This is a genomic window from Dactylosporangium sp. NPDC051541 (genome assembly GCF_044454505.1).
Taxonomy (GTDB): domain Bacteria; phylum Actinomycetota; class Actinomycetes; order Mycobacteriales; family Micromonosporaceae; genus Dactylosporangium.
In genome coordinates, this window is sequence record NZ_JBITDU010000001.1 from 49,528 (window position 1) to 73,814 (window position 24,287).

The 24,287-nt window shown below is 68.5% G+C and carries 28 protein-coding genes, 3 tRNA genes and 1 pseudogene; 13 read left to right on the top strand and 19 right to left on the bottom strand.

Going from position 1 to position 24,287, the window contains the following annotated elements; all coding sequences use genetic code 11:
- The first annotated feature begins 54 nt into the window (after positions 1-54).
- Positions 55-1,263: an alpha/beta hydrolase family protein gene (locus ACIA8L_RS00235; protein ID WP_395898810.1), complete on the top strand. Its 1,209-nt coding sequence runs from the start codon at positions 55-57 to the stop codon at positions 1,261-1,263.
- 6 nt (positions 1,264-1,269) lie between these two features.
- Here ACIA8L_RS00235 and hisC read toward each other — a convergent pair whose 3' ends face one another.
- The 4 genes from hisC to hppD all read right to left on the bottom strand — a co-directional run bounded on the left by hisC (position 1,270) and on the right by hppD (position 5,236).
- A complete protein-coding gene (hisC, locus tag ACIA8L_RS00240) occupies positions 1,270-2,304 on the bottom strand; it encodes a histidinol-phosphate transaminase (protein ID WP_395898811.1) in 1,035 nt (344 codons plus the stop codon).
- Positions 2,301-3,314 carry an RDD family protein gene (locus ACIA8L_RS00245; RefSeq protein WP_395898813.1) on the bottom strand — a complete coding sequence of 338 codons (1,014 nt, stop codon included), beginning with the start codon at positions 3,312-3,314 and terminating at the stop codon, positions 2,301-2,303. Before ACIA8L_RS00245 ends, hisC begins: the two co-directional genes overlap by 4 nt.
- Positions 3,315-3,342: 28 nt before the next feature.
- Positions 3,343-3,870, bottom strand: coding sequence for an RDD family protein (locus tag ACIA8L_RS00250; protein ID WP_395898815.1), 528 nt, complete (start codon positions 3,868-3,870; stop codon positions 3,343-3,345).
- Positions 3,871-4,078: 208 nt separating this feature from the next.
- Complete coding sequence (gene hppD, locus ACIA8L_RS00255) at positions 4,079-5,236, bottom strand: 4-hydroxyphenylpyruvate dioxygenase (RefSeq protein WP_395898817.1); 1,158 nt, start codon at positions 5,234-5,236, stop codon at positions 4,079-4,081.
- 94 nt (positions 5,237-5,330) lie between these two features.
- Between hppD and ACIA8L_RS00260 the strand changes: the two genes are divergently transcribed.
- Together ACIA8L_RS00260 and ACIA8L_RS00265 are read left to right on the top strand one after the other, a co-directional pair.
- A complete protein-coding gene (locus ACIA8L_RS00260; RefSeq protein WP_395901652.1) occupies positions 5,331-5,834 on the top strand; it encodes an Lrp/AsnC family transcriptional regulator in 504 nt (167 codons plus the stop codon).
- A 14-nt stretch (positions 5,835-5,848) separates the two neighbouring features.
- Positions 5,849-5,924 (top strand) — tRNA-Gly (locus ACIA8L_RS00265).
- Between the two features lie 11 nt (positions 5,925-5,935).
- Here the strand turns inward: ACIA8L_RS00265 and ACIA8L_RS00270 are convergent.
- The 5 genes from ACIA8L_RS00270 to ACIA8L_RS00290 form a co-directional block, all read right to left on the bottom strand.
- Positions 5,936-6,670, bottom strand: a complete 735-nt coding sequence (locus ACIA8L_RS00270) for a hypothetical protein (RefSeq protein WP_395898819.1) — start codon at positions 6,668-6,670, stop codon at positions 5,936-5,938.
- Positions 6,667-6,936 (bottom strand): DUF1778 domain-containing protein, encoded by a 270-nt coding sequence (locus ACIA8L_RS00275; protein ID WP_395898821.1) that lies wholly within the window; start codon positions 6,934-6,936, stop codon positions 6,667-6,669. The genes ACIA8L_RS00270 and ACIA8L_RS00275 overlap by 4 nt, the downstream gene beginning before the upstream one ends.
- 71 nt (positions 6,937-7,007) lie before the next feature.
- Positions 7,008-8,642, bottom strand: coding sequence for a fumarate hydratase (locus ACIA8L_RS00280; RefSeq protein ID WP_395898823.1), 1,635 nt, complete (start codon positions 8,640-8,642; stop codon positions 7,008-7,010).
- Positions 8,643-8,655: 13 nt separating this feature from the next.
- Positions 8,656-8,964: an AzlD domain-containing protein gene (locus ACIA8L_RS00285; protein ID WP_395898824.1), complete on the bottom strand. Its 309-nt coding sequence runs from the start codon at positions 8,962-8,964 to the stop codon at positions 8,656-8,658.
- Positions 8,961-9,617 (bottom strand): AzlC family ABC transporter permease, encoded by a 657-nt coding sequence (locus ACIA8L_RS00290; RefSeq protein WP_395898826.1) that lies wholly within the window; start codon positions 9,615-9,617, stop codon positions 8,961-8,963. Before ACIA8L_RS00290 ends, ACIA8L_RS00285 begins: the two co-directional genes overlap by 4 nt.
- Before the next feature lie 73 nt (positions 9,618-9,690).
- Between ACIA8L_RS00290 and ACIA8L_RS00295 the strand changes: the two genes are divergently transcribed.
- Complete coding sequence (locus ACIA8L_RS00295) at positions 9,691-10,248, top strand: helix-turn-helix domain-containing protein (protein WP_395898828.1); 558 nt, start codon at positions 9,691-9,693, stop codon at positions 10,246-10,248.
- A gap of 56 nt (positions 10,249-10,304) precedes the next feature.
- Complete coding sequence (locus ACIA8L_RS00300; RefSeq protein ID WP_395898830.1) at positions 10,305-11,042, top strand: phosphodiesterase; 738 nt, start codon at positions 10,305-10,307, stop codon at positions 11,040-11,042.
- Here the strand turns inward: ACIA8L_RS00300 and ACIA8L_RS00305 are convergent.
- Positions 11,002-12,324 (bottom strand): PQQ-binding-like beta-propeller repeat protein, encoded by a 1,323-nt coding sequence (locus ACIA8L_RS00305; protein WP_395898832.1) that lies wholly within the window; start codon positions 12,322-12,324, stop codon positions 11,002-11,004. The genes ACIA8L_RS00300 and ACIA8L_RS00305 overlap by 41 nt on opposite strands.
- Before the next feature lie 185 nt (positions 12,325-12,509).
- Between ACIA8L_RS00305 and ACIA8L_RS00310 the strand changes: the two genes are divergently transcribed.
- From ACIA8L_RS00310 to ACIA8L_RS00325, 4 genes are all read left to right on the top strand, one after another.
- A complete protein-coding gene (locus tag ACIA8L_RS00310; RefSeq protein ID WP_395898834.1) occupies positions 12,510-12,833 on the top strand; it encodes a hypothetical protein in 324 nt (107 codons plus the stop codon).
- Complete coding sequence (locus ACIA8L_RS00315) at positions 12,830-13,069, top strand: hypothetical protein (RefSeq protein WP_395898836.1); 240 nt, start codon at positions 12,830-12,832, stop codon at positions 13,067-13,069. Before ACIA8L_RS00310 ends, ACIA8L_RS00315 begins: the two co-directional genes overlap by 4 nt.
- Before the next feature lie 199 nt (positions 13,070-13,268).
- Positions 13,269-13,859 (top strand): hypothetical protein, encoded by a 591-nt coding sequence (locus ACIA8L_RS00320; RefSeq protein ID WP_395898838.1) that lies wholly within the window; start codon positions 13,269-13,271, stop codon positions 13,857-13,859.
- A complete protein-coding gene (locus ACIA8L_RS00325) occupies positions 13,856-14,212 on the top strand; it encodes a hypothetical protein (protein ID WP_395898840.1) in 357 nt (118 codons plus the stop codon). Before ACIA8L_RS00320 ends, ACIA8L_RS00325 begins: the two co-directional genes overlap by 4 nt.
- Positions 14,213-14,271: 59 nt before the next feature.
- Here ACIA8L_RS00325 and ACIA8L_RS00330 read toward each other — a convergent pair whose 3' ends face one another.
- Both ACIA8L_RS00330 and ACIA8L_RS00335 read right to left on the bottom strand, forming a co-directional pair.
- Entirely contained in the window at positions 14,272-14,472 is a 201-nt protein-coding gene (locus ACIA8L_RS00330; protein WP_395901795.1) for a hypothetical protein, read from the bottom strand.
- Between the two features lie 118 nt (positions 14,473-14,590).
- A pseudogene (locus ACIA8L_RS00335) lies at positions 14,591-14,932 on the bottom strand (tetratricopeptide repeat protein); the annotation flags it as partial.
- Positions 14,933-15,030: 98 nt separating this feature from the next.
- On the opposite strand from ACIA8L_RS00335, the gene ACIA8L_RS00340 reads away from it, so the two are divergent.
- Positions 15,031-15,549: an RNA polymerase sigma factor gene (locus ACIA8L_RS00340; RefSeq protein WP_395898842.1), complete on the top strand. Its 519-nt coding sequence runs from the start codon at positions 15,031-15,033 to the stop codon at positions 15,547-15,549.
- Positions 15,546-16,001, top strand: coding sequence for a hypothetical protein (locus tag ACIA8L_RS00345; protein WP_395898844.1), 456 nt, complete (start codon positions 15,546-15,548; stop codon positions 15,999-16,001). The genes ACIA8L_RS00340 and ACIA8L_RS00345 overlap by 4 nt, the downstream gene beginning before the upstream one ends.
- A 12-nt stretch (positions 16,002-16,013) precedes the next feature.
- Here the strand turns inward: ACIA8L_RS00345 and ACIA8L_RS00350 are convergent.
- The 4 genes from ACIA8L_RS00350 to ACIA8L_RS00365 all read right to left on the bottom strand — a co-directional run bounded on the left by ACIA8L_RS00350 (position 16,014) and on the right by ACIA8L_RS00365 (position 18,473).
- A tRNA-Glu gene (locus tag ACIA8L_RS00350) sits at positions 16,014-16,086 on the bottom strand.
- Between the two features lie 16 nt (positions 16,087-16,102).
- Positions 16,103-17,698 carry an ankyrin repeat domain-containing protein gene (locus tag ACIA8L_RS00355; RefSeq protein ID WP_395898845.1) on the bottom strand — a complete coding sequence of 532 codons (1,596 nt, stop codon included), beginning with the start codon at positions 17,696-17,698 and terminating at the stop codon, positions 16,103-16,105.
- A 61-nt stretch (positions 17,699-17,759) separates the two neighbouring features.
- Positions 17,760-17,832: transfer RNA gene (locus ACIA8L_RS00360), tRNA-Arg, on the bottom strand.
- Positions 17,833-17,885: 53 nt separating this feature from the next.
- Complete coding sequence (locus tag ACIA8L_RS00365) at positions 17,886-18,473, bottom strand: TetR/AcrR family transcriptional regulator (RefSeq protein WP_395898847.1); 588 nt, start codon at positions 18,471-18,473, stop codon at positions 17,886-17,888.
- A 55-nt stretch (positions 18,474-18,528) separates the two neighbouring features.
- Between ACIA8L_RS00365 and ACIA8L_RS00370 the strand changes: the two genes are divergently transcribed.
- Both ACIA8L_RS00370 and ACIA8L_RS00375 read left to right on the top strand, forming a co-directional pair.
- Positions 18,529-19,368 (top strand): ketopantoate reductase family protein, encoded by an 840-nt coding sequence (locus ACIA8L_RS00370; protein ID WP_395898849.1) that lies wholly within the window; start codon positions 18,529-18,531, stop codon positions 19,366-19,368.
- A gap of 7 nt (positions 19,369-19,375) precedes the next feature.
- On the top strand, positions 19,376-21,724 hold the full coding sequence (locus ACIA8L_RS00375) for a TOTE conflict system archaeo-eukaryotic primase domain-containing protein (protein ID WP_395898851.1): 2,349 nt from the start codon (positions 19,376-19,378) through the stop codon (positions 21,722-21,724).
- Positions 21,725-21,855: 131 nt separating this feature from the next.
- Here ACIA8L_RS00375 and ACIA8L_RS00380 read toward each other — a convergent pair whose 3' ends face one another.
- Genes ACIA8L_RS00380 through ACIA8L_RS00390 form a run of 3 tightly spaced genes read right to left on the bottom strand, consistent with a single transcriptional unit; the run spans position 21,856 to position 23,954 of the window.
- Positions 21,856-22,590, bottom strand: coding sequence for a DUF429 domain-containing protein (locus ACIA8L_RS00380; RefSeq protein ID WP_395898853.1), 735 nt, complete (start codon positions 22,588-22,590; stop codon positions 21,856-21,858).
- A gap of 46 nt (positions 22,591-22,636) precedes the next feature.
- Entirely contained in the window at positions 22,637-23,335 is a 699-nt protein-coding gene (locus ACIA8L_RS00385; RefSeq protein WP_395898854.1) for a hypothetical protein, read from the bottom strand.
- Positions 23,325-23,954 carry an RNA polymerase sigma factor gene (locus ACIA8L_RS00390; protein ID WP_395898856.1) on the bottom strand — a complete coding sequence of 210 codons (630 nt, stop codon included), beginning with the start codon at positions 23,952-23,954 and terminating at the stop codon, positions 23,325-23,327. Before ACIA8L_RS00390 ends, ACIA8L_RS00385 begins: the two co-directional genes overlap by 11 nt.
- Positions 23,955-24,287: the final 333 nt, after the last annotated feature.

Sequence of the window (24,287 nt, forward strand, 5' to 3'; positions counted from 1 at the left end):
CGCACATGATCGTGGAGGTCGGTTTCGGCCGAACGGGCGGGGTAGTGACCGGCGATGCGACCGCTTCTGTTTGCTGATGACCAGCAGTTCTGGTTCGAGACGCTGCGCAGTCTGGGGCATACCGCATACGGCGGGGCGGACTTCGGCGAGGTGGTGAGCACGGCCGAGGGGATCGCCGCCGGGGACTACGACGGGTGGCACGACCAGTGGCTGGCGACCGCGGACCGGATCGCGACCGGGGCGGACAAGGCGGCCGCGGCCGGGCATCGGATCAGTGCGCGGGACGGGTTCCTGCGGGCGTCGAACTACTACCGGTCGGCCGAGTTCTTCCTGCACGGAAGGCCCGACGATCCGCGGATCGCGCACGCCTACGAGCGCAGCGTCACCTGTTTCCGGATCGCGGCCGGGCTGGCGGTGCCGAAGGTCGAGCCGGTGGAGATCCCGTACGAGGGGACCACGCTGCCCGGGTACTTCTACCGGGGCAGCAGCTCCGGTGCGACCGTCGTGATGTGCAACGGCTTCGACGGGACCGTCGAGGAGATGCACTTCTACGGGGCCGCGGCCGCCGTCGAGCGCGAGTACAACGTGCTGAGCTTCGCCGGGCCGGGGCAGCCCGGGCCGCGGCACCGCGACAACCTGCGATTTCGGCCCGACTGGGAGCACGTCGTCGGGCCGGTCATCGACTACGCGCTGACCCGCACCGAGGTCGACCCCAACTCGATCGCGCTGCTCGGGGTCAGCATGGGCGGCGAGCTCATGCCCCGCGCCGCCGCCTTCGAGAGCCGGGTCAACGCGCTCGTCGCCCTCGACGGCGTCTACGACCTCGGCGACTTCGTCACGGCCGCGATCCCCGGCGACCGCAGCGAGATCGACGCGCGGCTGCGGACGCTCGACGATCCGGAGCTCGACGCGACGATCGAGGCGCTGATGGCCGGCGACCCGACGGTGCGCTGGATGATCGAGCAGGGCATGTGGGCGTTCCTGGCCCCGACGCCGCGGGCGTTCTGCGCGGCCTTCCTCGACTACCACCTGCGCGACGGTGTCGCGGAGCAGATCGCCTGCCCGACGCTGGTCTGCTCGGCCGAGGACGACCTGTTCTTCCGCGGCCAGCCGGAGCGGCTCTTCGAGCACCTCACGTGCAAGAAGACGCTGCTCACGTTCACGAACGCCGAAGGCGCCGGGGCCCACTGCCAGTCGGGCGCCCAGCGCCTGGCCTTCGCCCGCATCTACGACTGGCTCGACGAGGTCCTGGGGCGGCGCTAGAAAAAACTACAGTGCCCCGAGGAAGGCGTCGTTCTCCTCCGGCGTGCCCAGGGTGACCCGGACCCCGTCGCCCTGGAACGCGCGGACGATCACGCCGGCCCGCTCGCACTGGGCGGCGAAGTCGGCGGCCTGGTCGCCCAGCGGCAGCCAGAAGAAGTTGGCCTGCGTGTCGGGCACGTCCGGGTGCACCTTCCGCACCGCCTCCACGACCCGGGCCCGCTCGGCCACCACCAGGTCGACGCGGCGCTGCATCTCCTCCTCCGCGTCCAGCGCGGCGAGCGCGGCGGCCTGCGCGGCCAGGGAGGTGGAGAACGGCGTCACGACCTTGCGCACCGCGGCCGCGACCTCGGGCGACCCGACCAGGTATCCGATGCGGAGGCCGGCCAGGCCCCACGCCTTCGACAAGGTCCGCAGCACCACAACGTTGGGCCGGTCGCCGTACGCGACGAGGCCGTCGGGCACGTCGGGGTCGGTGACGAACTCGCGGTACGCCTCGTCCAGCGCCACGATCACGTTCGCCGGCACGCGATCGATGAACGCGTCCAGCTCCGCTCGGCGGACCGCGGTCCCGGTGGGGTTGTTCGGGTTGCACACGATGACGAGCCGGGTGCGGTCGGTGATCGCGGCGGCCATCGCGTCCAGGTCGTGCCCGTGCACGGCGGTGTTCGGGACGCGCACACTCTTCGCCGCGGTGGTGGCGCCGATGATCGGGTACGCCTCGAACGAACGCCACGCGTAGACGGCCTCGTCGCCGGGCATGCACGTCACCCGGAACAAGTGCTCGAACAGCGCCACCGACCCGCAGCCGGTCGCCACTCGCGCCGGATCGACGCCCAGCCGTGCGGCCAGGCGCTCCCGCAGCTCGACGACCGCCATGTCCGGGTACCGGTGCACCCCGGCGACCGCGGCCGTCACCGCCTCCACGACGCCGGGCAGCGGGCCGTACGGCACCTCGTTGCTGGCCAGCTTGATCGCGCCGGGGACGGTGCGGCCGGGGACGTAGGCGGGCAGGGCGTCGAGGTCGGGGCGGGTGAGGCTCATGACTGGTCTCCGTCGTTGGAGGCGGGCGGTTCGTAGGAGGGGTCGCGGTCGGCCATCACGACGACGGTGCCGGCCGCGCGGTCGTGGATGGCGCGGTGCAGGGGCCAGTCGATCACCGGCGACAGCGCGTCGATGAACTGCAGCACGAAGCCGACGCCGCACGTCCACAGCAGCACCCACAGCCCGAGCGGGTTCCAGCGGCGGATCGCGCGCCCGACCCCGAGCGGCTTGTCGGCGTCCAGCCCCACGACTTTGATCTTCAGCAGCCGCTTGCCGAGGGTCTGCCCGCTGCCCGCGATCGACGGCACCTCATAGGCGAACCACACTGCGGCAATCAAAATCAAAATCACGATTTGGAGGTACTGCGCGCGATCCGACGCGGCCAGATCGCCCACGGGCTCGCCGGCGAGGTAGCGGCGCTGGAACTCCGACACGACGGGCCCGACCTCCCGCACGTACTGGTAGATCAGCCAGCCGGTCGCGGCGGCGATGATGACACCGACCACGAGGATGTCGACGAGCCGGGCCAGCAGCCGTTTGCCGAGGGGCGCGAGGGCGTAGCCGTGCGGGCGGATCGCGGCCGGCATCGTGAACGCGGCCTGCGGCGGCAGCAGCACCTGGACGGCACCGGCGGGCAGCTGGCCCTGCGGCAGGAGTCCCGGGGGCAGCGGGGTCCCGGGCGGCAGGACGATCGCACCCGGCGGCAGCTGACCTGGCGGGAACCCGCCGGGCGGGATCGGTGTGCCTGGTGGCAGTACCACCGCGCCTTGTGGAAGCGGAACACCGGGCGTGGTCACGATGGGGCCACCGGCCGTTTGTGTCGCCGACGGCACCGGGCCGGCCGGACCGACCGGTGGCGTGACGGGCGGCGGCGGTGGCGGTGCGATCACCGGCGGCTCGGTCGGGGTCGGCTCCGAGGCCGGGACCGGTTCACCGATCCAGCCGTCGCCGTCCCAGTACCGCTGGACGTCCCGGTCAACCGGGTCCTTGTACCACCCAGGCGCAGTCACGCCGCCTCAACCTCCGCCACCGTGCGAGTCATCCGGCCTTCACCACGATTGTCCCCGCTGCCTTGTCGTGCAGGCACTGCTGGTACGGCTTGTCCCACAGCTGCCACAGCCCGTCGAGCCAGGAGAAGAACGGTACGACCAGGCCGACGACGTTCTGCGTGGCCCAGCGCTTGGCCAGGGTGCCGCGGTCCATCGGCCGGTTCGGGTCGTCGAGGCGGATGATGTGCAGCTTCATGGCCCGCTTACCCCACGTGACGCCGGTCTTACCGAACATCTCGACCTGGTAGACGTACTGCAGCGCGAGCACCAGCACGAAGTACCCCAGCTCGATCAGCAGTGGCACGCCGATGAGGAGGCTGACGTCGGGCTCGGCGCCACCCTCGGACGTGGGCACGCTCGCCGCGATCACCAGGAACATGCCGATGAAGGTCGGGATCGCCAGCACCAGGGCCACGCCGGTGAGCACCGCGGCGTCGATGAGCAGCGCGAGGAAGCGATCGCCGAAGCTCGCCAGGGGCATGCCGTTGGGGGCGCGCGGCACGGGCAGCGCCGGCACCGCATAGGCACCCTGTGGATAACTTGTGGGCTGTGGATAACCAGGCTGTGGATATCCCGCAGGAGCGCCGCTGACCTGTGGATAACCACTCTGCGGGTACCCGCCCTGTGGATAACCTTGTTGATAACCCTGTTGATCGCCGGGTGGCGGGCCGTAGCTCGGCGCGCCACCCGACTGCGGCTGCCCCGGATAAGTCACCCGGACAGTGTTACAGGTTTCCGCGAAGTTCCTGCTCTCGCTCGATCGCTTCGAACAGCGCCTTGAAGTTGCCCTTCCCGAACCCGAGCGACCCGTGCCGCTCGATCAGCTCGAAGAAGACCGTCGGGCGGTCCTGGACGGGCTTGGTGAAGATCTGCAGCAGGTATCCGTCCTCGTCCCGGTCGACGAGAATCCCGCGCGCCTTGAGCTCCTCGATCGGCGCCCGCACCTCACCGATGCGGGCCCGCAATTCGGCGTCCTCGTAATAGGAGTCCGGCGTCGTCAGGAACTCCACACCCGCCGCCGTCATCTCGTCGACGGTCCGCAGGATGTCATTGGTGGCGAGGGCGATGTGCTGCGCGCCGGGCCCGCCGTAGAACTCGAGGTATTCGTCGATCTGCGACTTCTTGCGCGACACGGCGGGCTCATTGAGCGGGAATTTGACTTTACGGGTACCGCTGGCGACGACCTTGCTCATGAGCGCCGAATATTCGGTCGCGATGTCGTCCCCGACGAACTCGGCCATGTTCGTGAACCCCATGACCCGCCGGTAGAACTCGACCCACTCGTCCATCCGCCCGAGCTCGACGTTCCCGACGACGTGGTCGACCGCCTGGAAGTACCGCTTGGCCGGCGCTTTCACGATCGGCGAGCGCGCGACGAATCCCGGCAGGAACGGCCCCGAATACCGCGACCGGTCGATGAGGGTGTGCCGCGTTTCGCCGTAGGTGGCGATGGCCGCCTGGCGCACAACGCCGTGCTCGTCCTCGACGTCGTGCGGCTCTTCAACCACCGCGGCCCCTTGCCGCACCGCGAACGCGAACGCGGTGTCGACGTCCGGCACCTCGAGGGCGATGTCGACGATCCCGTCCCCGTGCCGCTCGTAGTGCTGCGTCGCTTCCGCCTGCCGGTGTACCCCGCCGGCCAGCACGAACATCGCGGACCCGGACTTGAGCACGTACTCGGCGTGGTCGCGGTACCCCTGCTCCGGCCCGCGGTACGCCAGCAAGGTCATCCCGAACGCGGTCGAGTAGTAGTGCGCAGCCTGCTTGGCGTTGCCGACGTAGAACCGGACGTGGTCAAGCCCGGTGAGCGGAAACGGATCGTGGGAGACGTCGTGCTCGACGGCCCCGATGAGCTCGCTGAGGTCTTCGATGGCGCGGGTCATGTTGTGAAGCGTGGCCTGCGGTGAGTAACTTGTGCAAGGAACGCTATTCTCCGTGGTCAAGTTGCACAATCAGCCCAACGCCAGCCTGGTTGAGGTGGACAATTTGTCCAGTGAAGTCGACGCTCTCGATGCACGCTTGATCGCCTTGCTCTACGCCGAGCCGCGGATCGGCGTCCTGGAGTCCTCCCGCCGCCTGGGTGTCGCTCGCGGCACCGTCCAGGCCCGTTTGGACCGCCTGGCCGCGAGGGGAGTAATCCGAGGCCACGGCCCCGATGTCGATCCCGCCGCGCTCGGCTACGCGGTGACGGCCTTTGTCACGCTGGAGATCCGCCAACGCTTCGGCCACGACCCGGTCTCCGCCCACTTGCGCAGCATCCCGGAGGTCCTGGAGGCGCACACGATCACCGGCTCCGGCGACCTGATGTGCCGAATCGTGGCCCGCTCCAACGCCGACCTGCAACGGGTGATCGACCGGGTGATGAGCTTCGAGGGCATCACCCGCTCCTCGACCATCATCGCCCTGGCCTCCCAAATCCCGTACCGGGTCCTACCGCTCGTAGCCGCTGCCGCAACAACCACCCCGACCACTGACCCGTAAACTCCAGCCCCGGCAGAGCCGTAGCGCAGAGGTAGACGCACCCGCCTTGCCATGGGCGAAAGTACGCCGGTTCAATCCCGGCCGGCTCTGCCCCTGCGGGTTCATTCAGCCATTCGTGGCTGGCAGTCGTCAGCGAACGGGTCGCGGCCGATCGCAGTCCAGATCGCTTCCCGAAGCGACAGCATGGTGTCCGGCTTGGCATCGGCCACCCGGCTGTCGATCTCGCGTGCGATGGCTCGCAGTTCGTCCGCCGAGATGACGACCGAGGTCGCCTGGCCATCCGGTGTCGAGAGCACCATGCCGGCCAGTCCGCCCTCCATGCTGACCGTCACCATGCTCGTATTCAACGCCCGCTTGGCCGTCTCAACCTTCATCACCAGCCGTAGCGGATCGCCCTTGATCGGATGGAAGCCGCGGCGGTGGTACCACTCGGCGACCCGGCTGTTGATCGCGTCGACCACAATCAGCCGGCCGCCGGCAGCACGAGCGGCCTTGACGATGACCTCGACCGCGTCGAGCAGGAGGTCGTCACTGAGGTGCTGTCCCTGAATGGACCGGTCCAGCGCGAAGCGGGTCAGGATGTAAGCGGGAACAACACTGTAGCCACCCGCCTGGGAGCCCGTCAGACCCGCGCGCTCAACCTGGGTCGGGGCAATCGAGTAGTAGGCGATCACGTCGTCGCTGTCCTCGCGTGTCCACACGTAGGTTCGTGACGTGCCGGCGAGTTGGGCGCGGCGGGCCTGATCGGTAAGCCACAGGTTGAGCGCCGGCTCGCCGCAGTCGAACGCGGCGAGCTGATGGTGATCCTTGAGACGGCCGGAGACAAACATGATCACGTCCGCCGGAACCGTCTTGGTCGGTTCGCGATCTCGGTAAGCGCGGACGCCTCATCCGGTTCGTCGAGTGATGAGATGAGCAAGTCGAACTGCTCGGCCGGCATGATGGTGCGGTGTGCTCTGGCTAGGACCTTCTCCGCCTCCGCCCGTGCCGACCGCACAACAAAGGCCGACACGGGCTCACCAAGCAGTTCTGCCGCTTCGGTAATGCGGGACTTGCTGGTCTCGTCTGCCCGCACCTCAATACGTTCCGTCTTGGGGCTCATCTAGAACTCCAACCGTCGACCGCGCTCACAGCACCCACTGTACGGCGATTGTACGGCGGTGCCTAGTGCCCCTACCGGCTGCCGATCTGGAGGGTCAGGACTGGCTTGGTGACTTCGGCGAAGAAGTCGTTGCCCTTGTCGTCTACGACGATGAAGGCGGGGAAGTCGACGACGTCAATTTTCCAGACTGCTTCCATGCCGAGCTCGGGGTATTCGATGACCTCGACGTGTTTGATGCAGTCCTGGGCCAGGCGGGCGGCGGGGCCGCCGATTGAGCCCAGGTAGAAGCCGCCGTGGGTGTTGCAGGCGGTCGTGACCTGCTTCGAGCGGTTGCCTTTCGCCAGCATGACCAGGGAGCCGCCGGCGGCCTGGAACTTTTCCACGTAGGCGTCCATGCGGCCGGCGGTTGTCGGGCCGAAGGAGCCGGAGGCGTAGCCCTCGGGGGTTTTCGCCGGGCCGGCGTAGTAGACGGCGTGGTCGCGGAGGTACTGCGGCATCGGCTCGCCGGCGTCGAGGCGTTCGGCGATTTTCGCGTGGGCGATGTCGCGGGCCACCACGAGGGGGCCGGTCAGGGAGAGCCGGGTCTTCACCGGGAGCTGGGAGAGCTGGGCGCGGATTTCGGCCATCGGGCGGTTGAGGTCGACCTGGACCACGTCGTCGTCCAGGTGCTCGTCGGTGACATCCGGCAGGAAGCGGGCCGGGTCGCGTTCGAGTTGTTCGAGCCAGATGCCCTGCTCGTTGATTTTGCCTACGGCCTGGCGGTCGGCTGAGCAGGAGACGGCGATCGCTACCGGGCAGGAGGCGCCGTGCCGGGGGAGGCGGACGACGCGGACGTCGTGGCAGAAGTAGCGGCCGCCGAACTGGGCGCCGATGCCGAACTCCCGCGTCAGCTGCAGGACCTCGGCCTCCAGTTCGAGGTCGCGGAAGCCGTGGCCGACGGGGGTGCCGGCGACCGGGAGGGTGTCCAGATACTTCGCCGAGGCCAGCTTCGCGGTCTTCAGAGCGTGTTCACCGGACGTGCCGCCGATGACGACTGCGAGGTGGTACGGCGGGCACGCGGCAGTACCGATGAGGCGTAGTTTTTCTTCCAGGAACTGCATCATCCGCGTCGGATTCAGCAGCGCCTTCGTCTCCTGGTAGAGGTAGCTCTTGTTGGCCGAGCCGCCGCCCTTGGCCATGAACAGGAACTTGTACGCGTCGTCGCCCTCGGCGTAGAGCTCGATCTGGGCCGGCAGGTTGGAGCCGGTGTTCTTCTCGTCCCACATCGTCAGCGGGGCCAGCTGCGAGTAGCGCAGGTTGAGCCGCGTGTAGGCGTCGAACACGCCGCGGGCGATGGCCTCCTCGTCGTTGCCGTCGGTGAGGACGAAACGGCCGCGTTTGCCCATGACGATGGCGGTGCCGGTGTCCTGGCACATGGGGAGGATGCCGCCGGCGGCGATGTTGGCGTTGCGGAGCAGGTCGAGGGCCACGAAGCGGTCGTTGGGGGACGCCTCGGGGTCGTCGATGATTTTCCGGAGCTGGGCCAGGTGGGCGGGGCGCAGGAAGTGGGCGATGTCGTGCATGGCCTCGTCGGTGAGGCGGGTCAGTGCCTCCGGTGCGACCGTCAGGAACCGCCCGTCGCGGCCGATGCCGTCGCTGGTGACCAGGCGGTATTCGGTGGTGTCGGGTCCGAGCGGCAGCAGCGGCGAGAACGCGAATTCGGGCATGCCCTCGACTGTATTACTCCACTCCGGCGACCCTGAGCAGGGCGGCGGTCAGTGCTGCGGCGACCACAACGATCACGAACGGCGCCTTGCGCCAGGCCAGGATGGCGCCCACCACAACTCCGGCCGGTCGGGCTATTCCGACAAAACGCCCACCGTCCAGGAGGGCCGCGGTGGCGATCAGGGCGGCCAGCAGGGCGATCGCGGCTAGGCCGAGCAAGCGCTTGACCGAATCAGAAACGGTGATGCGATCGCGCAGGACCGGGCCGGCGAAACGGAAGGCGTAGGTGCCGACGGCGAGCACGATGATCGCGATCCAACTCATGAGCGCTTCCCTGCGAACATCAGCCCGAACAACGCCACCAGAACAGGAAGGCCGGCGGGGAGAAAAGGCGTGGCGATGAGGGCTAGGGCGGCTCCGGCGAGGCTTACCCGTACCGATGCCGCGTCTTTCAACGACGGCAGGGTCAGAGCGAGCAATGCGGCCGGGAACGCGGCGTCGATGCCGTAGACACTGGGGTCGCCGAGCGCGGATCCGGCGAGTGCGCCGGCTGCGGAGGAGGCATTCCAGACCACGTACAGGCTGATGCCGGTGAGCCAATAGGCGCGGCGGCGGCGAACCGGGTCGTCCTGGGCGATGGCGAACGCGACCGATTCATCGGTCATCAGGTGGCTGCCGATGAAACGGTGCCGGCCGAGGGTTTCGTTGCCGATCGCCAGGCCGAACGGTAGATGGCGGGCGTTGAGCAGCAGGCCGGCGACGACGATGGCGGCGGCGGTGGCCCCAGCGCCGGCCAGGCCGACGGCGAGGAACTGCGAGCCGCCGGCGAACACGAACAGGTTCATGGCCACGATCTGCACGAACGGCACCCCGTTGGCAGTGGCGATGGCGCCGAACGAGGCGCCGACGACCGCCGTGGCCGTGCACAGGGCGGCGACGTCCCGGGCGATGGGATCTGTTCGGAGAATCGAACGCATAGTTCGGTATGCTGGACCGGACTTGAGTGTTCGTCAAGCCGAATAGATCGTTCGACGTACCGAACGGACCTGCATGGACCCCACGAAGCCACCGATCGACCTCATCGCCGCCGCGCTGCGCCGCGAACGCGAGCGCGAGAAGCTGTCCCTGAGCGAGGTCGCCAAGCGCGCCGGGATCGCCAAGTCGACGCTGAGCCAGCTCGAGTCGGGCGCCGGCAACCCCAACATCGAGACGTTGTGGGCCCTGGCGGTCGCGCTCAACGTGCCGTTCAGCCGGCTGGTCGAGCCCCCGCCGACCGCACCCCGCGTGATTCGCGCCGGCGACGGTCCGACCGTGAAGTCAGAACAAGCGGATTTCGTGGGTACTCTCCTGGCGACCTCGCCCCCAGGAGTTCGCCGCGACATTTACCTGATGCGTGTCGAGCCCATTGGCGCCCGTAAAGCCGACGCGCATCTGCCCGGCACCATCGAACACGTCGTGATGATCAGCGGCCGGCTCCGGGTCGGCCCCGAGGACTCCCCGGTCGACCTCGACGTCCACGACTACGCCTCGTTCGCCGGGGACATCGCGCACGGCTACGAGGCTTTGCTGCCGCACACGTCGTTCGCGCTGGTCATGGAGCATCGCTGACCACGGGTTCACGATTGGCGGTTGTATCGCCCGGGCCGCGTTTCTAGCGTTCGTGCATGCTCATCGCGCACGTCAGCGACACGCACATCGACAACGGGCCGCGCAGTGTCGAACGGACCGAGCGCGTCGTCGACTATCTGCTCGGGCTGCCGCGACCGGTGGACGTCGTCCTGCTCACCGGGGATCTGGCCGACAATGGCCGGGCCGATGAGTACGAGCGCTTTCGGGAACTGTTCGGGCGACTGGCAGTACCACTGCTGCATCTGCCTGGAAATCACGACCGGCGCGAGCACTTCGTCGCGGCCGGGCTCGGGCCGCTGAATCGGGCCGAAACCGTCGGGGAGGCGCAGTTCGCGCTCCTGGACTCGAGCATTCCCGGCCAGAGCGAGGGGTTCATCGAGGACTCGGCCCTGGCGTGGCTGGACTCGGCCCTCGACGGGGACCGGCCGTCGTTCGTGTGTTTTCACCATCCGCCGGTGGCGCTCGGGCATTTCCACGCGGACAAGGTGCGGCAGTTCGGCGAGGAGCGCCTCGAGGCCGTCATTCGCCGGCACCCCAATGTGGTGGCGGTGCTGTGCGGGCATTTCCACACGCCGACGGTGACGACATTCGCGGGCGTGCCGCTGGTGATCGCGCCCGGCGTCGCGTCGACGCTGATCCTGCCGTGGGAGGACCCGGACGGCGACCTCGATTACGACGCTCCACCGGGGATCGCGCTGCACAATCTCGTCGATGGGCGGCTGATTACGACATTCAGGAGTATGGAAGGAAACCGATCGTTCTCCCACGGTTGATCATGAGGCCGCGGTCGCTGATGCCGATGACGTCCGACGTCGTCTTCGCCTCGAGGAGCTTGTGGCCGTCGGCGGGGGCGTAGGCGGTGAGCGTGCCGGTGCCGCTGTTGTCGCGCACGAGCACCGCATAACGGGAGATGGCGATGTCGGCCTTCGCGGGAACTTCCTGCTGCCAGAGGCGGCCGCCCTTGTCGAAGCCGACGACCGAAAGCGTTTTGCCGCCGTTGGAGCGGACCAGGCCGTACTGGCTGTCGGCGGCCACGATCTCGTCGCCCTCGGCACCGGCCCACATCTCCCGGCCGTCGCGGGGCGACAGGAAGACCTCGCGGTTGTCGCCGCGGGTCGCGATCAGGACCGTGTCGGAGCCGGCCGGGTCGTGCCGCTGCTCGCAGCCCGCCCCGGACGCGGTGTGCAGGTCGTACCCGTCCTTCTTCCACACCGTCTTGCCGGTCGTCGCGTCGCGGGCCTCGAGGCTGTATCGGCAGCTGCCGTCCTTCGACGTGGCGGTCGACGCGAGGACGCGCCCGCCGGCGACCACGATCCGCGTCGTGTTGGACTGGCCGTCCTCGCGCAGAAGCTTGCCCCGCGTGGTGTCGACGACCTTGACCTTCTGCTCGATCGGGAGGCCGAGCATCGCGGGGACGGCCCGGGGCATGGCTTCGATGGCGTCGCGGTAGGCGTCGGCCTTGAGCTCGGTACCCATCAAATCGCTGTTGATGCCGTTCAGGACGCGCGCGGCGCCCGGCAGGGTCAGCTTCCAGATCGTGGCACCGTCCTTGGGCGCCCGCGCGGCGAGGGTGCAGTCGGAGAGCGCGCCGCAGGTGAGGGTGAGAACGCTTTCCCGGTACGCCCACGCGCCGACGACCTCACTGTCCTTCCACTTCGAGGTGCCCGTCGCCGGGTCCAGGGCCTCGAGGCCGATGCCGCGCCGCCCGACGATCGCGACCACGTTTCCGCCGTCGCCGGCGACCCCGACCCAGTCGGCCTCCTTCGTCCACAGCACGGCGCCGTCACTGAGCGCGCGGGCCTCGACGGTGCCGCGCATGCTGACGATGGTGGCGGTACCGGCGATGACGGCCGACGAGGGCTGTCCACCGACCCGATCGGTCCACTTCGTCTCGGGCGTGGACAGCTTGCCGGCGCTGTCGGCGACCTTGTTCCACCAGTCGGTGACGTTGGGCAGCGGATTCCAGCCGGTGACGATGATGGCGGTGATGATGAGCGCCAGCACACCGATCGCGCCGAGCGCCGTCTCGAAGTTGCGGACCGCACCTCTTGCCACGCGCGGGAGCGTAACGCCGCCGCATGCTAATCCCCCGGATGGCCGCTTTTGCCCGTGTCGACCAGATTCACTCTTGCGTGCAGTTTCTTTCGGAGGTACTGGGTGATTCGTCTCTTTAGCCGGAAGTTATCCACAGGGCGGGGTTGACTCTTCCGCGGGCTGTGGGGGTTCGTGAAGCTGGATGCATGGCTCGCGTAGACCGTGCGAACGACGTGCCGAAGTCCGAGATCCGCTGGCTGCTGTGCTGCGCATCGGCCTGGCTGGCGTTCTTCACCACGTTCATGGTGCTGCTGTTCTGCCTGCCGTGGGTCCTCTCGTCCCCGGCTTCGCTGGACGTCCGGCTGACCTGGGGGGTCGGTCTGCTGTCGCTGCTGTTGTCCAGTGTGGCCGGGGTGGCGGTGCTCCGGACGAGCAGCCCGACACGGCGGCGGGACTTCGCGCTGGAGACGTTCGAACTGTGGTGGATCGGCACCTTCATAACCATCGTCATCCCCGCCATACCGACATGACCCCGCAACCACCACGCCGGCATGGGCAGTTCGTGACCCCGTACACCTATCCATCGGTGAGCGCCGTCGACCGGGAGAAGGCCGGCCTGTTCCGGGCCGGGAAGGTGGCGCTGTGGGTGTGGATCGGCTTGACGGCCGCCCCGATACTCCTGCTCGGCCTATGCCTGCTCAACTGCGTCACGGGCATGTTCGGCCTGGCCCACGCCGTCAACGCGACCACGTCATCGAGCCCGTGACTGGCGCATTTGTCCGGTGGTGGAGCGCTCTGCGCGGCCATCGGGTGCACCGCATCTCGGCACGGTCCTCGGGCTCGGGGCGGACCACTGAGACCGTCGCGTTGCTGCGATGGCGGTGGAGAGGAGATCGAACTTGAGCTGGAACAGGTTACGGAGCGTGGATAGCGGCGCTACGAGGCGGGACGGTACCGTGAGACGCATGACGGCGGCCATGTACGAGCTGCCCGACGACAATCCGGAGCTGCAGGAAGCAGTCGAAACGGTCGAGTCGGGCCGGATCGTGATCCTCTCCCGCGACGGCCGGCCGGCGGCTGCCCTCACCCCGCTTCAGACGGTTGTCCTCGCTCGGAAGCAGGCGGTCGACGATGCCCTCGCGGCGTCGACCAGCCAGCTCGACGCCGCCACGATGATCACTCAGGCCGCCGAGTTGATGGGGGACGCCCAGGCCCGAGGCAAGATTCTCGAGCCCCTTGAGCAACTCCTCCGGCACATCAACGACGGCCCGTCCATCGCCATCGTCAGACTCGCGCTCGCGCTGCAGCATTATGAACCGGATGCCCTCGTCACCGCGTTCGACTGGGCGAGGCATCTGCCCCAGTCCGCCCGCGCGGAGATGCTGCGTGAGCTTGAAGACGCAACCCACGCGAACAATCCGAACCCGCCGTCGATCCGGCAGGTACTTATCGAGTGGGAGCACACGGCTGAGGCGTACGCCGATCCGGACACCTACGCGGCGTTGACGGCTGAGCATGCAGACCATGGCGAGGTACCGGTACCGGGGGCTGCGTGAGCCCGAAGCGTGGCGAGCGGGTCGCCCCGCCACCGGCAACCGACGGCTTCGACATGATTTACGGCGACACCGATGCGATCAAGGGCTGGCAGGATCTGTGCACCCAAGCAACGGGCGCGACCCGCACCGCGTACTTCGCGATCACGACCAACCCGGAGCCGGCACCGCCGACAGACAAGCATCATCGGCTGAAGGCAGACCTGGCTGTCGGCCGCTACAACGGCGAGATGCTGCCGCAGTGGCAATACGAGGTGACCGGCGGCGCTCGGATCTGGTACTTGGTGGACGCAGCCCGACGGCGTGTCATCGTCACCTACGCCAGCATGCGGCACCCGAAAGCCACTGACCGGTAGGGACAGGTGACCGGCGGCCCGGTCGGGTCATCGCCCGGCATTCATCCACCCGGATTCCGCTAGGCGCGGCCGTGCTGGATGGCGGTGATCACGTCGATCACTGCCTCCGGCGTCGGCTCGCCCGTGACCCGCTGCCAGGTCTCGTGCAGCGCCGGCCACCCGACCTCGCCGGTGAGCTGGGCCAGGTTCCACGGCGCCGGGCCGGCAGCAGGGTGGGGGAACGTCGGGAAGAGCGCGGCGCAGCGGACCGTCCACTCCAATGCGGCGAGTTTGTCGTCCCGCTGCAGGGCCAGCAGGGCCGAGCTGCCCGTACGTCATCGCCAGCGGTTGTGGGTCGCCGAGCTCCTCCCGCACCTCGAGGGCGCGCCGAAGCAGCTCCTCCGCGAACGTCAGATCGCCGCGGTCCTGGGCGACCATGGCGAGGTGGAGGCAGGCGGTGGCGATGTCGGCCGGCTTGTCGTGCCGTTCGGCGTGGTTCAGGCTGGACCCGTACCACCACTCGGCGCCGTCGAGGTCGCCGCGGGCGTGCGCGACGTAGCCCAGCTGGTGGAAGCTGATCCCGATGGCGACCGGGTCCTGCTGCTCCTCGGCGATCGCCAGGGCCCGCTGATACCACTCCTGTGCGGTGTCGAAGTCGCCCCGGACCTGGGCGGTGAGGCCGAGGCGATGGCAGTCCAGGGCGCTACGCGGCCCGTCGTCGAGCGATTCGCCATCAATCATTACTCGTCGATATCACCCGTCGGACCTCGACGCCATCGGCCAAGCCGTCGTGAACCTGCCGGCCCCTCCCGCCGACTGAAGAGGCGAAAGGAGGGCCGATGAACGATGAGTTGCTGGTGATCCGCTGTCAGCTCGGCGAACGCGACGCCTTCGCCGAACTGGTGCGCGGCTGGCACCCGCGGGTCGAACGGTACGTCGGGCGCATGCTCGGCCGCCCCGACGACGACGTCGTGCAGGAAATCTGGCTGGCGGTCGTCAAAGGCCTGCCCCGGCTCCAGCGAGCCGACCGATTCACACCGTGGCTGTTCACCGTCGCCCGTCGCGCGGTGACGAACCGGCTACGCGAGGCGTACACACGCCCGGACCCGCTCGACGACGACGTACTGCCCGCCGACGACGACACCGAAGCCGTCGTCAACCGCGAACTGCTCGCCGGCGCCCTGACCGCACTGCCGGCCCGCGATCGGGAAGTACTCCTGCTCTTCTACCTCGAAGACCTGCCCCTGGAGGCGTGCGCACAAATCTGCGCGGTCCCGGTCGGCACGGTCAAGTCACGCCTTAACCGGGCCCGCCGGTTGCTGCGCCAGGAGCTGGTACGGAAGGGGTACGAGGCATGACACCCGAAGAAGTCCTGGCCCGCCTCGAGGCGCCGCTGTCGCTGCGCAAACGGGTCGGCTACCTGACCGTCGGCCTGGCCGGCCTGACCGGCAGCGGGTTGATCGCCCTGCTCTGGGCAACGGAACCGGGTCTGCCACCGCGCACGCAGGTCGCCTTCGCGGTCCTGACGGCGATCGGCCTGTGCTGGGCGGCGTTCGGCGCCTGGGCCGTGACTCGCCGGACCCCCCTGTTCGCCCGGGACCGGGTCGTCGCCGCCTGGCTCGGCGCCGCCGCCTGGCTGGTCTTCACCGTCGGTGCCCTCATCATCACCGCGCTGCGGCACCAATACGAACCGTCACTCCTGGCCGTCGTCCTAGCCTTGGGAGTCCTAGCGGCCGTGAACCTACGAATGGCCCGCCGATCGAGGGCGGCCCTGATCCGCCGCAAAACCGAACTCACCGCAGACCGATAAGCCGGCGAGGGGCAGAGCCGGCCGGAGTCGAACCGGCGTTCCCCGCCCTGAGAAGGCGGTGCGTCCACCTCTGCGCTACGGCCCTGCCCGCACGGAGTCTCTCACCTGAGCATCGCGCGCAAAAAATCGAGTTCGGGCCGGCCCGTATAACCCGCCATCGTGTGATAACCGCCGCGGTTCGTCTGCGCCCTCGGGTCGGCACCGGCCGTGAGCAGGGCCCGGACCAGCGCTTCCGAACCGTCCTGCACCGCCTCGTGCAGTGGCGTTCGGCCGGCTTCGTCCCGCGCGTTCGGGTCGAGGCCGGCCGCCAGCAGCCGGGGCAGCAGCAGCCGTTCCGCACCCCGAAGCGGCGGCAGAAGATGCAGAAACGTGCGGCCGAACGGGTCGCGTAGATGCGGGTCCAGACCCCGGTCCAAAGCCCGGACAATCGCGGCCGTGTCGCCGTGCAGCACAAGGCGCAACAATTCAAACTGCAAACGACGCATAGGACGCGGCATTGGTACTGCCGGATCGCGCCAACCGACACGAGCGGCTACACAACCTTGCACCTGGCCGCCCAGCGCGGCGAGCGTCAACTCGCGGTCGATTTCGGCTTGGGTGTGCGGGATCTCGAATTCGCCGGCGCGCATGGCGATCTCGTGGGTGGCGTGGTCGCAACGGACGCGGACGGTGGTGCGGAGTTCGGCTGGCTTCGGGGGTACCGCCGGCTTCGAGTACAGCGTCTCGTACACCGACGGATGCAGTTGCTCGGCGGTGAGCTCTTCCGGGCGGCGGACGAGTACCAATGGAATGGGCGGTATTCGCTCCAGGGTCGCGCCGAACTCGTCGATCTCCGTCAGGCGGCGGCTTTGGTCGGTGTCGTTGTACGGCACGCGGTTCACCAGTCGCGCCCGGTTGCCGTCGAGGACGATGCTGCGCCCTTTGACGTCGATTCGCGTGAGTCCCAGATGGTCGTCGAAGTCGGCGCGCGGGGGCGGCGAAATCCGGCGGGGCCGGGGCCACGGCTCGTTTTCGCGCAGGTTCTGGACGTGGGCCAGGGTCTTCCGGGCCGCATCGGCGAGCATCGTGTGCATCGGGCGCAGCCACTCCAGCGAGCGCTCGACGGCAATCCCACGAGCCTGATTCCGTACCCCCGGGTCGATCGCGAAGGCCGCCGGGTCAACGCGTTCCCGGCCGAAGCGGCGATCGAAGAGGAGCACTTTGAGGTCGTATCCGGCAACCGCCCACGCGGCGGCGTGCTTGCCTTCGTCGTCGAGCCGCATGAGCCGTTCCGCGAGCGGATCGCCGATTCCACAGTGGACGCGAATGTCGTCGAGGTGCCGGTCGTCCCACCGGTACTTGAGGTGCAGGAATGTCTCGTCGGCTTTGCCCGGCTGTTCGATGATGCGCTCGAACCGCAGCTCGACCTTCGACGCCCAGCGGGCCGGATGCACACCGAGCGCATGTCCGTCGGGAAAGAGCGCGAGCGGATACCAGACGTTCTTCAACGGCAGGCCGGTGCGATCGCGGGGAAGGTACCAACGCAGCAGGTCGGGCATGAAATGGCGCAGGAGGTCCTCGATGTGCTCGACGACCTCTTCGCCGTACTGGCGTCGAATGGCATCGAACCGAATGTTGACGACGATCCCGGCGACCTCGCAGGCGCCGCGCCAATCGCCGGCCAGCCGCCGCTCGGTGGCCTGTTCAATCATGCTCATCGGTACCGCGGAAGGGTGCAGCGGTCGCACGTCGTGACCCCTTCCGTCGGATGGTCGAGGGCAGGGCCGGCCGGAATCGAACCGGCGTCCCTCGGATCCGGAGTCCGATGCGTCGACCTCTGCGCTACAGCCCTGCCGCGCACGAGTGTAGGGATCGCGCCCTGATCCGGCGCCGTCGGATCGCGCCCTAATCCGGTGCCGTCGGTGGGGCACTCAACGCGGCCGCCAGAAACGTGACCGCCCAGCGCCGGGCCGCGTCCCCTTGGGGCTCGAGGCGATCCACGGTCGTCACCGCGAGGACCCCTTTGATGCGGAACCACAATTCTTCGATGGGCAGCTCCGGCAGCGCCCGCCGGAACGCCTCCAGATAGCGATCCCGGACCGCGTCCTCAACCGGCCCCATCCAGTTGCGCACCTCGTCGGCCGGGTCGCCGAGAATGGTTACGAGCAGCCGCGACCGGCGGACACTGCGCTCATCCCCGGCCGGCATTCCGTCGAACATCGGCCCCGTGAACGCCTCCACCAGCTCCGCGACCGTAGGCTCCGCGGTCCGCCCCAGGAGCCGATCGAGCCCCTCGCGCTGCGCGTTGTTGATCGGCTCGATCACCCGCCGGGCGACCGCGGCCAGGAGCTCGGCCTTCGACCCGAAGTGATACCCGACGGCCGCCAGGTTGGCCCCGGCCAGGTTGGTGACCGCCCGGATCGACGTGCCGTTATACCCGCGCTCCGCGAAGAGCTCCTCAGCCGCGTCGAGCAGTTGCGTTCGGGTGTCCATGGGGGCTTACTATACGTACGTATGAGTAAAACGAACGTATGAATGAGGAGTTGGCATGAAGTTGCTCGTGTACGGCGCCGGGGTCCTGGGCAGCCTGTTCGCCGTCCAGATGCAAGAGGCCGGCCACGACGTGGCACTCCTAGCTCGGGGCGCCCGCTTGGCCAGCCTGCGTGAGGACGGCGTGCAACTGGCGATCGCGGACAGCCCGGACATCAGACGCGTGCCGGTGCCGGTGGTCGAGGCGCCGTCCGACGGCTACGACCTGACCACCGTCTTCGTCCGCACCCACCAGGTCGACGAGCTCCTCCCGCCCCTGGCCAAGGTCGACGGCGACGTGCTGTTCCTGCTCAACTGGGCCGCCGGCTTCGAACCACTACGCGCCGCCCTGGGCCACGACCGCGTGCTCCTAGGCTTCGGAACGGGCGGCGGCACCATGGACGGCAACGTGATCCGCTACCGCCCGCCAAACTTCCTGACCCGCCTGATAACCATGTCGATCGACGGCACCAGCCCCCGCCTGGACCACATCATCGAGAAGTTCCGAGCCAGCGGCATCAAAGCCAAACACGAGCCCAAGATGGACGCCTGGCTGAAAACCCACGCCGCGTTCGAGGTACCACTGGGCCGGGCAGTGCACGCCGCCGGCGGCCCCGCCGCACTATCCGAAGACCCAGCCGCCGTCCGCCGCATGCTGAGCGCCATGCGCGAGAGCTTGCCGCCGCACCCGTACCCCCGCGCCTTCAATGCGCTGCGCACTCTGCCGGAAGCGCTGCTGGTCCCGGTGCTGCGCCGCTTCCTGGGAAGCCAGACAGTCCTGTACAGCGGCCTGGACAACACCTCCCCCGCAGCCGCCGCCGAATACGACCGCCTGGCCGAACAATTGCGAGCGCTTTAATGGTGCAATGCCGCCTGAGGACGAGTTCGACGACCTCCGTCGCGAGGTGGAGCGGCTACGGGCGGAGAACGCGCGATTAGCTCGCCTGCTGGATCTCCGCGGCCAGGACACGAGCCCGGCACCGGAACAGCTGTCGGCTCCGGTCGCCACGCCGGGATTGGTCACGATGGCTTCACCGGTGGCCGACAAGCTCGCGCTGTTCGCCGACCGTTTTCGGGCCCGCACTGATGTCTACGCGGTGCGTTGGGAGAACACACGGACCGGCGCCGCCGGCTGGATGCCTGCCGTCGCCGGGGGCTGGCGCAAAGGTATGGACCGGCGGGGCGCCGCCTATCTTCCGCGCACACCCGATGTCGTAGCAGCGCATCTCGTCGGCGATGTATTTATGGGCCTGTATCCGGTCCTCTCCGCCAATACATGCCATTTCGTGGTGGCCGACTTCGACGGCGCCACGGCGATGCTCGACGCCCTGGCGTACGTCAAGGCGGCGCGAGCCAGCGCCGTGCCGGCGGCATTGGAGATCTCGCAGTCGGGGCGCGGTGCCCACGCCTGGATCCTCTTCGCCCCAGCGGTGCCGGCGGCGGTGGCCAGGGCCGTCGGCACCGTACTGCTGCACGAGGCCATGGTGTTGCGCGGCACGATGGATCTGAGTTCGTATGACCGGCTCTTCCCCAACCAGGACGTACTCCCTGAAGGTGGCTTCGGCAATCTCATCGCCGCGCCGCTGCAGGGGCGGCGCCGCAAGGACGGCCTGACCACGTTCCTGGATCCCGGCACGCTCGAACCGTACGAGGACCAGTGGGCGTTTCTGTCGACGCTGGACCGGCTCAGCCCAGGCGACGCCGAACGCGTTGCCCGGCGAGCGAATCGCGCTACAACCGGCGCCGACGTCACCGCGATGACCCGCTCCGCTGCGACACGGGTCCATCCGGCGCTGCCTCCGGTGGTGCATGCGGAACTCACTGCTGGACTGAGCATCGACACCGCGCAACTCAATCCGGCCGCGCTAGCGACCTTCAAACACGCCGCCGCCATGGCCAATCCGAAGTTCTACGAGCTGCAAAGGCTGCGGAAGTCCACCTGGGACACCCCGCGGTTCGTCCGTGGATACGACCTCACGTTCGACGATCGCATCGTGCTGCCGCGCGGTCTGCGCCACACAGTCGCCTCCATTGTCGAGAGCGTCGGCTCGAGGCTGGCTATTACCGATGCCCGCACTCCGGGCCGCGAGATCGATGTCGCGTTCGCCGCCGAACTCACGACCAAACAGAGTGTCGCGGTCGCCGCGCTCCTGGCCCACGACGACGGACTGCTCGTCGCTCCACCCGGCTCCGGCAAGACGGTGATGGCGTGCGCCGTGATCGCCGAACGTGGAACCTCGACGCTGGTCCTCGTCGACCGCAAAGCCTTGGCCGACCAGTGGCGCAGCCGCATCGAACAGTTCCTGGGCTTCAAGCCCGGCCAGCTCGGCGGGGGCCGGCGCAAACTGACCGGCACGGTTGACATCGCACTGTTACCGTCCCTGGCCAGGCGCGACGACATAGCGGGCCTCACGCAGGAGTACGGACACGTCATCGTCGACGAATGCCACCACCTGGGTGCGGCTGCGTACGAGCACTCGGTCAAGCGGATCGCCGCGCAGTTCTGGCTCGGCCTGACCGCCACACCGGCCCGGCGCGACGGCCTTGGCCAACTCGTCACCTGGCAGCTTGGCCCAGTCCGGCACACCATGTCCGAGGCGGAACTAGACACGATCGTGGCCGCATTGCTCGACGAGGCGGGGCCGCAGCGAGTGCTGCACGTCCATGAGACCGAGTTCCGGGCGAGCGAAGTGGACCTGGACGCCCCCGGCGCGCTGGCGGAGGTACACCGGAAGCTGACACTCAACGAGGCCCGCAACGCCCAGATCGTCGACGACGTCGCTGCAGCCCTGGCCCGTCGACGAAACTGCCTTGTTCTCACCCGCCGAGTCGCCCACGTCGAAATCCTCGCCGGGTTGCTAGCCGCCCGCGGACACCAAGCCTTGGTGCTGCAGGGAGCGATGAGCACAACCGACCGACGGGCTGTAGTCGACCGGCTGGGGGAGGCCAAGTCCGGCGACGGTCTCCTGGTGATCGGTACGACACCGTTCATCGGCGAAGGCTTCGATGCGCCAGTGCTGGACACGCTATTCCTAGCTGGTCCCATCTCGTACGACGGGCTGCTGGTCCAATGCGCCGGCCGGGTAATCCGCCGGGCGCCTGGCAAGGACATCGCCGAGGTCCACGACTACCATGACCCGGCCACACCAATCGTTGCCGTTTCGCTACAGCGCCGCATGCCCGGCTATCGAGCTCTGGGATTCACCCGCAAGTGAACGCTGCGTAGTCAGAAATCACGTCCGGTGGCCGACTTTTACGTGAATTAGTTTCATGTATCAAGCTGAGCCTTAAAGTCCGGGACCGCGCGCCAACGCAATTCGCGTTCGTATATGGATGATGCTTGGGGCTACGGCAGTCGATCCAGTCCGGAGGACGGCACGGCGATCCACCCTTCGATCTGGGCCAGCGGCAGTTCGTCGGCGTCCGGCCGCACGGTGAACCCAAGCGCGGCGGCGCGAGCGGTCAGGGCAGCTACCAGCGCGTCAAACGCATCCCGATTGGTGGCGACGAGCGGAGCGAACGCACCAAGCTCAAGCCACCCCGAAGTGGTGTCCGCCAGCGCGGCCGCGAGGCCTTCGTGGCGCCCCTTGTACCGCCGGGTCACCCCCCACCGGTACAGCGACGCCGCCGGATGCGTTTCGACGATCGCCCCGGTGCCGCTGCGATCGACGTCCTGCCCGGCCCGGGCGAGCATGGCCTGCAGGGCCGCGCACCGCAGCGCCGCGTGGCCCTGCCGGTCGGCGGCGACGCTGGGTGGGACGACGCCGGGGACGGTGGCGCGCACGGCCTCGTCGGTCGCGCGGTACATCATCGCCCGCCGCCAGTTCGCGCCGTTCTCCTTGCTGGGCAGGCTGGCGGTGTGGCCGACCCGGTGTGCGTTGATGAGCGCGGCGAACGGCTCGGGCCAGCCGAGCGCGCAGTTGAGCCCGGTCTTGTCGGTACCGCGAACGGCCGCGACGATGCGCGCGTCGGGGACCCCGACGGCGAGCTCGCGTAGCACTGCGCGGCCGCGCGACCACGCGATGGTGGCCAGTGCGGTCCGCTCGTCGGTGGGGGCGAGATCGACACCTGCGGTAAGCACGAGATTAAACAGCGTCACTCGGCCCCGCGGTGTTACACCTGCCGTATCACTGCTGGTCCTGGCCTTGGTCGTCGTCGTCCTGGTCGCCTTGATCAGCCGCCGGCGGCGGCAGTCCCTGGCCGTTGCTGTTGCTGTTGCCCGAAACGCTGGGGCTGCGGTTCTGGCTCGTCGACGGGGCGGCCGGGCTGGACGGCGGTCTCGAGGCGGGCGCGGACGACGGCGGGGCGCTGCGCAGGAGGCGGTCGCAATACGCGTCTATGCCTGGCTCGCCGCCGGCCAGGCGTATGAGCTGCTCTTGCTCGGCGCCGGTGATCGGGCGGGCGCTGTTCGGCTCGGTGCGGCGGGCCACCCAGGCGCGGCACGAATCCTCGGCTGTCGAGCTGGCCGAGGGGGCGGGGGAGGGGGACGTTCGCGGCTCGCCCGCCGACGTGGTTGAAACGGGCGTTCTGCCGGGGTTCGCGGCGATATGGGCGTCATACCAGGTTTGTGCGGGTCCGGGCAGGCGGCCAGTGTTCGCCGCGAACGCCGTTCCGCCTACACCGGCCGCCACCAGCGCGGTTGCGACCACGGCCAGGAAACGGCGCTTGCGGCGCGGGCGTCGAACGGCGGCCGTGCGCGGGCGGTACTCCTGGCGGAAACCGGCAACCGCATTCTCCTCGTCGCGCAGCTCATGGCGGCGCCCCGGCGCGCCCGCGGCGGACAGCAGCTCACCGAGCCGGCCGTCGGGCAGCTTGTCACGCTTCATCGCCGCCCTCCTTACCGTCCCGCTCGAAGCGTGCATCGCCGCCGTCGTGTCTAGCCTGAACCTCCGGGTTTTCCGACAATTTACGTAAACCACGCATGGTCGCGATGCGCACCGCGCCGGAGCGTTTCCCCAGCACCCGGGCAGTACCGGCGACGTCAAGACCAGCGACCACGCGCAACATCACGGCCTCGGCCTGGTCGCGCGGCAGGCCCGCGATGAGCCGCAGCGCCCGATCGGTGTCGTCCAACTCGACCACTTCGGCGGCAATATCGGGCGTCGCCGCGGCCACACGCAACTGATCGATCGCCTCGTGCGGCTCCTCGTGCCGGCGCCAGGCCCGCCGGTTCTCGTCGATACCTCGGTTCCGAGCAATTCGGAAAAGCCAAACCCGGAAAGCTGTGGCGGTACCGTCGAATCCTGACAAATCCCGGGACGCCTGCAGCCACGTCTCAGAAGCGACGTCTTCGGCCGCATCCCCGCAAACGACCCTGAGGTACCGCAGCAGCGGCGGATGCAGCGACCGCCACACAATCGCGAACGCGGCCGCATCCCCGTCGATGGCGGCGGCGAGCGCGGACGCGAGGTCCTCGTCGCGGACCCGCTGCATCGACGCCGTCACCAGCACACCGTAGGCCACCTTGGCTGGGTTTTCTCGTCTCAGCCAACAGTGAACGGACACTTTGGTACGGTCGCCCGTATTGCCGCATTTGCGGTTTTATCCTTCGGGGGGATTGACGCAATGCGTGCACGAGTGCTTGTAGGCCTGACCCTGGCCGTGGCAGCGGTACCGGGATTCGCCTTCGCCGCTCCGAACGCAGACCCCACGCCAGACCCATCAGCGTCGGCGTCGGTCATGGCAACCGCCTCGGACTCGGCCAGCCCATCGGACTCGGCCAGTCCATCGGATTCGGCAAGTGCGTCGAATTCGGCTAGCCCATCGGAGAGTCCCTCC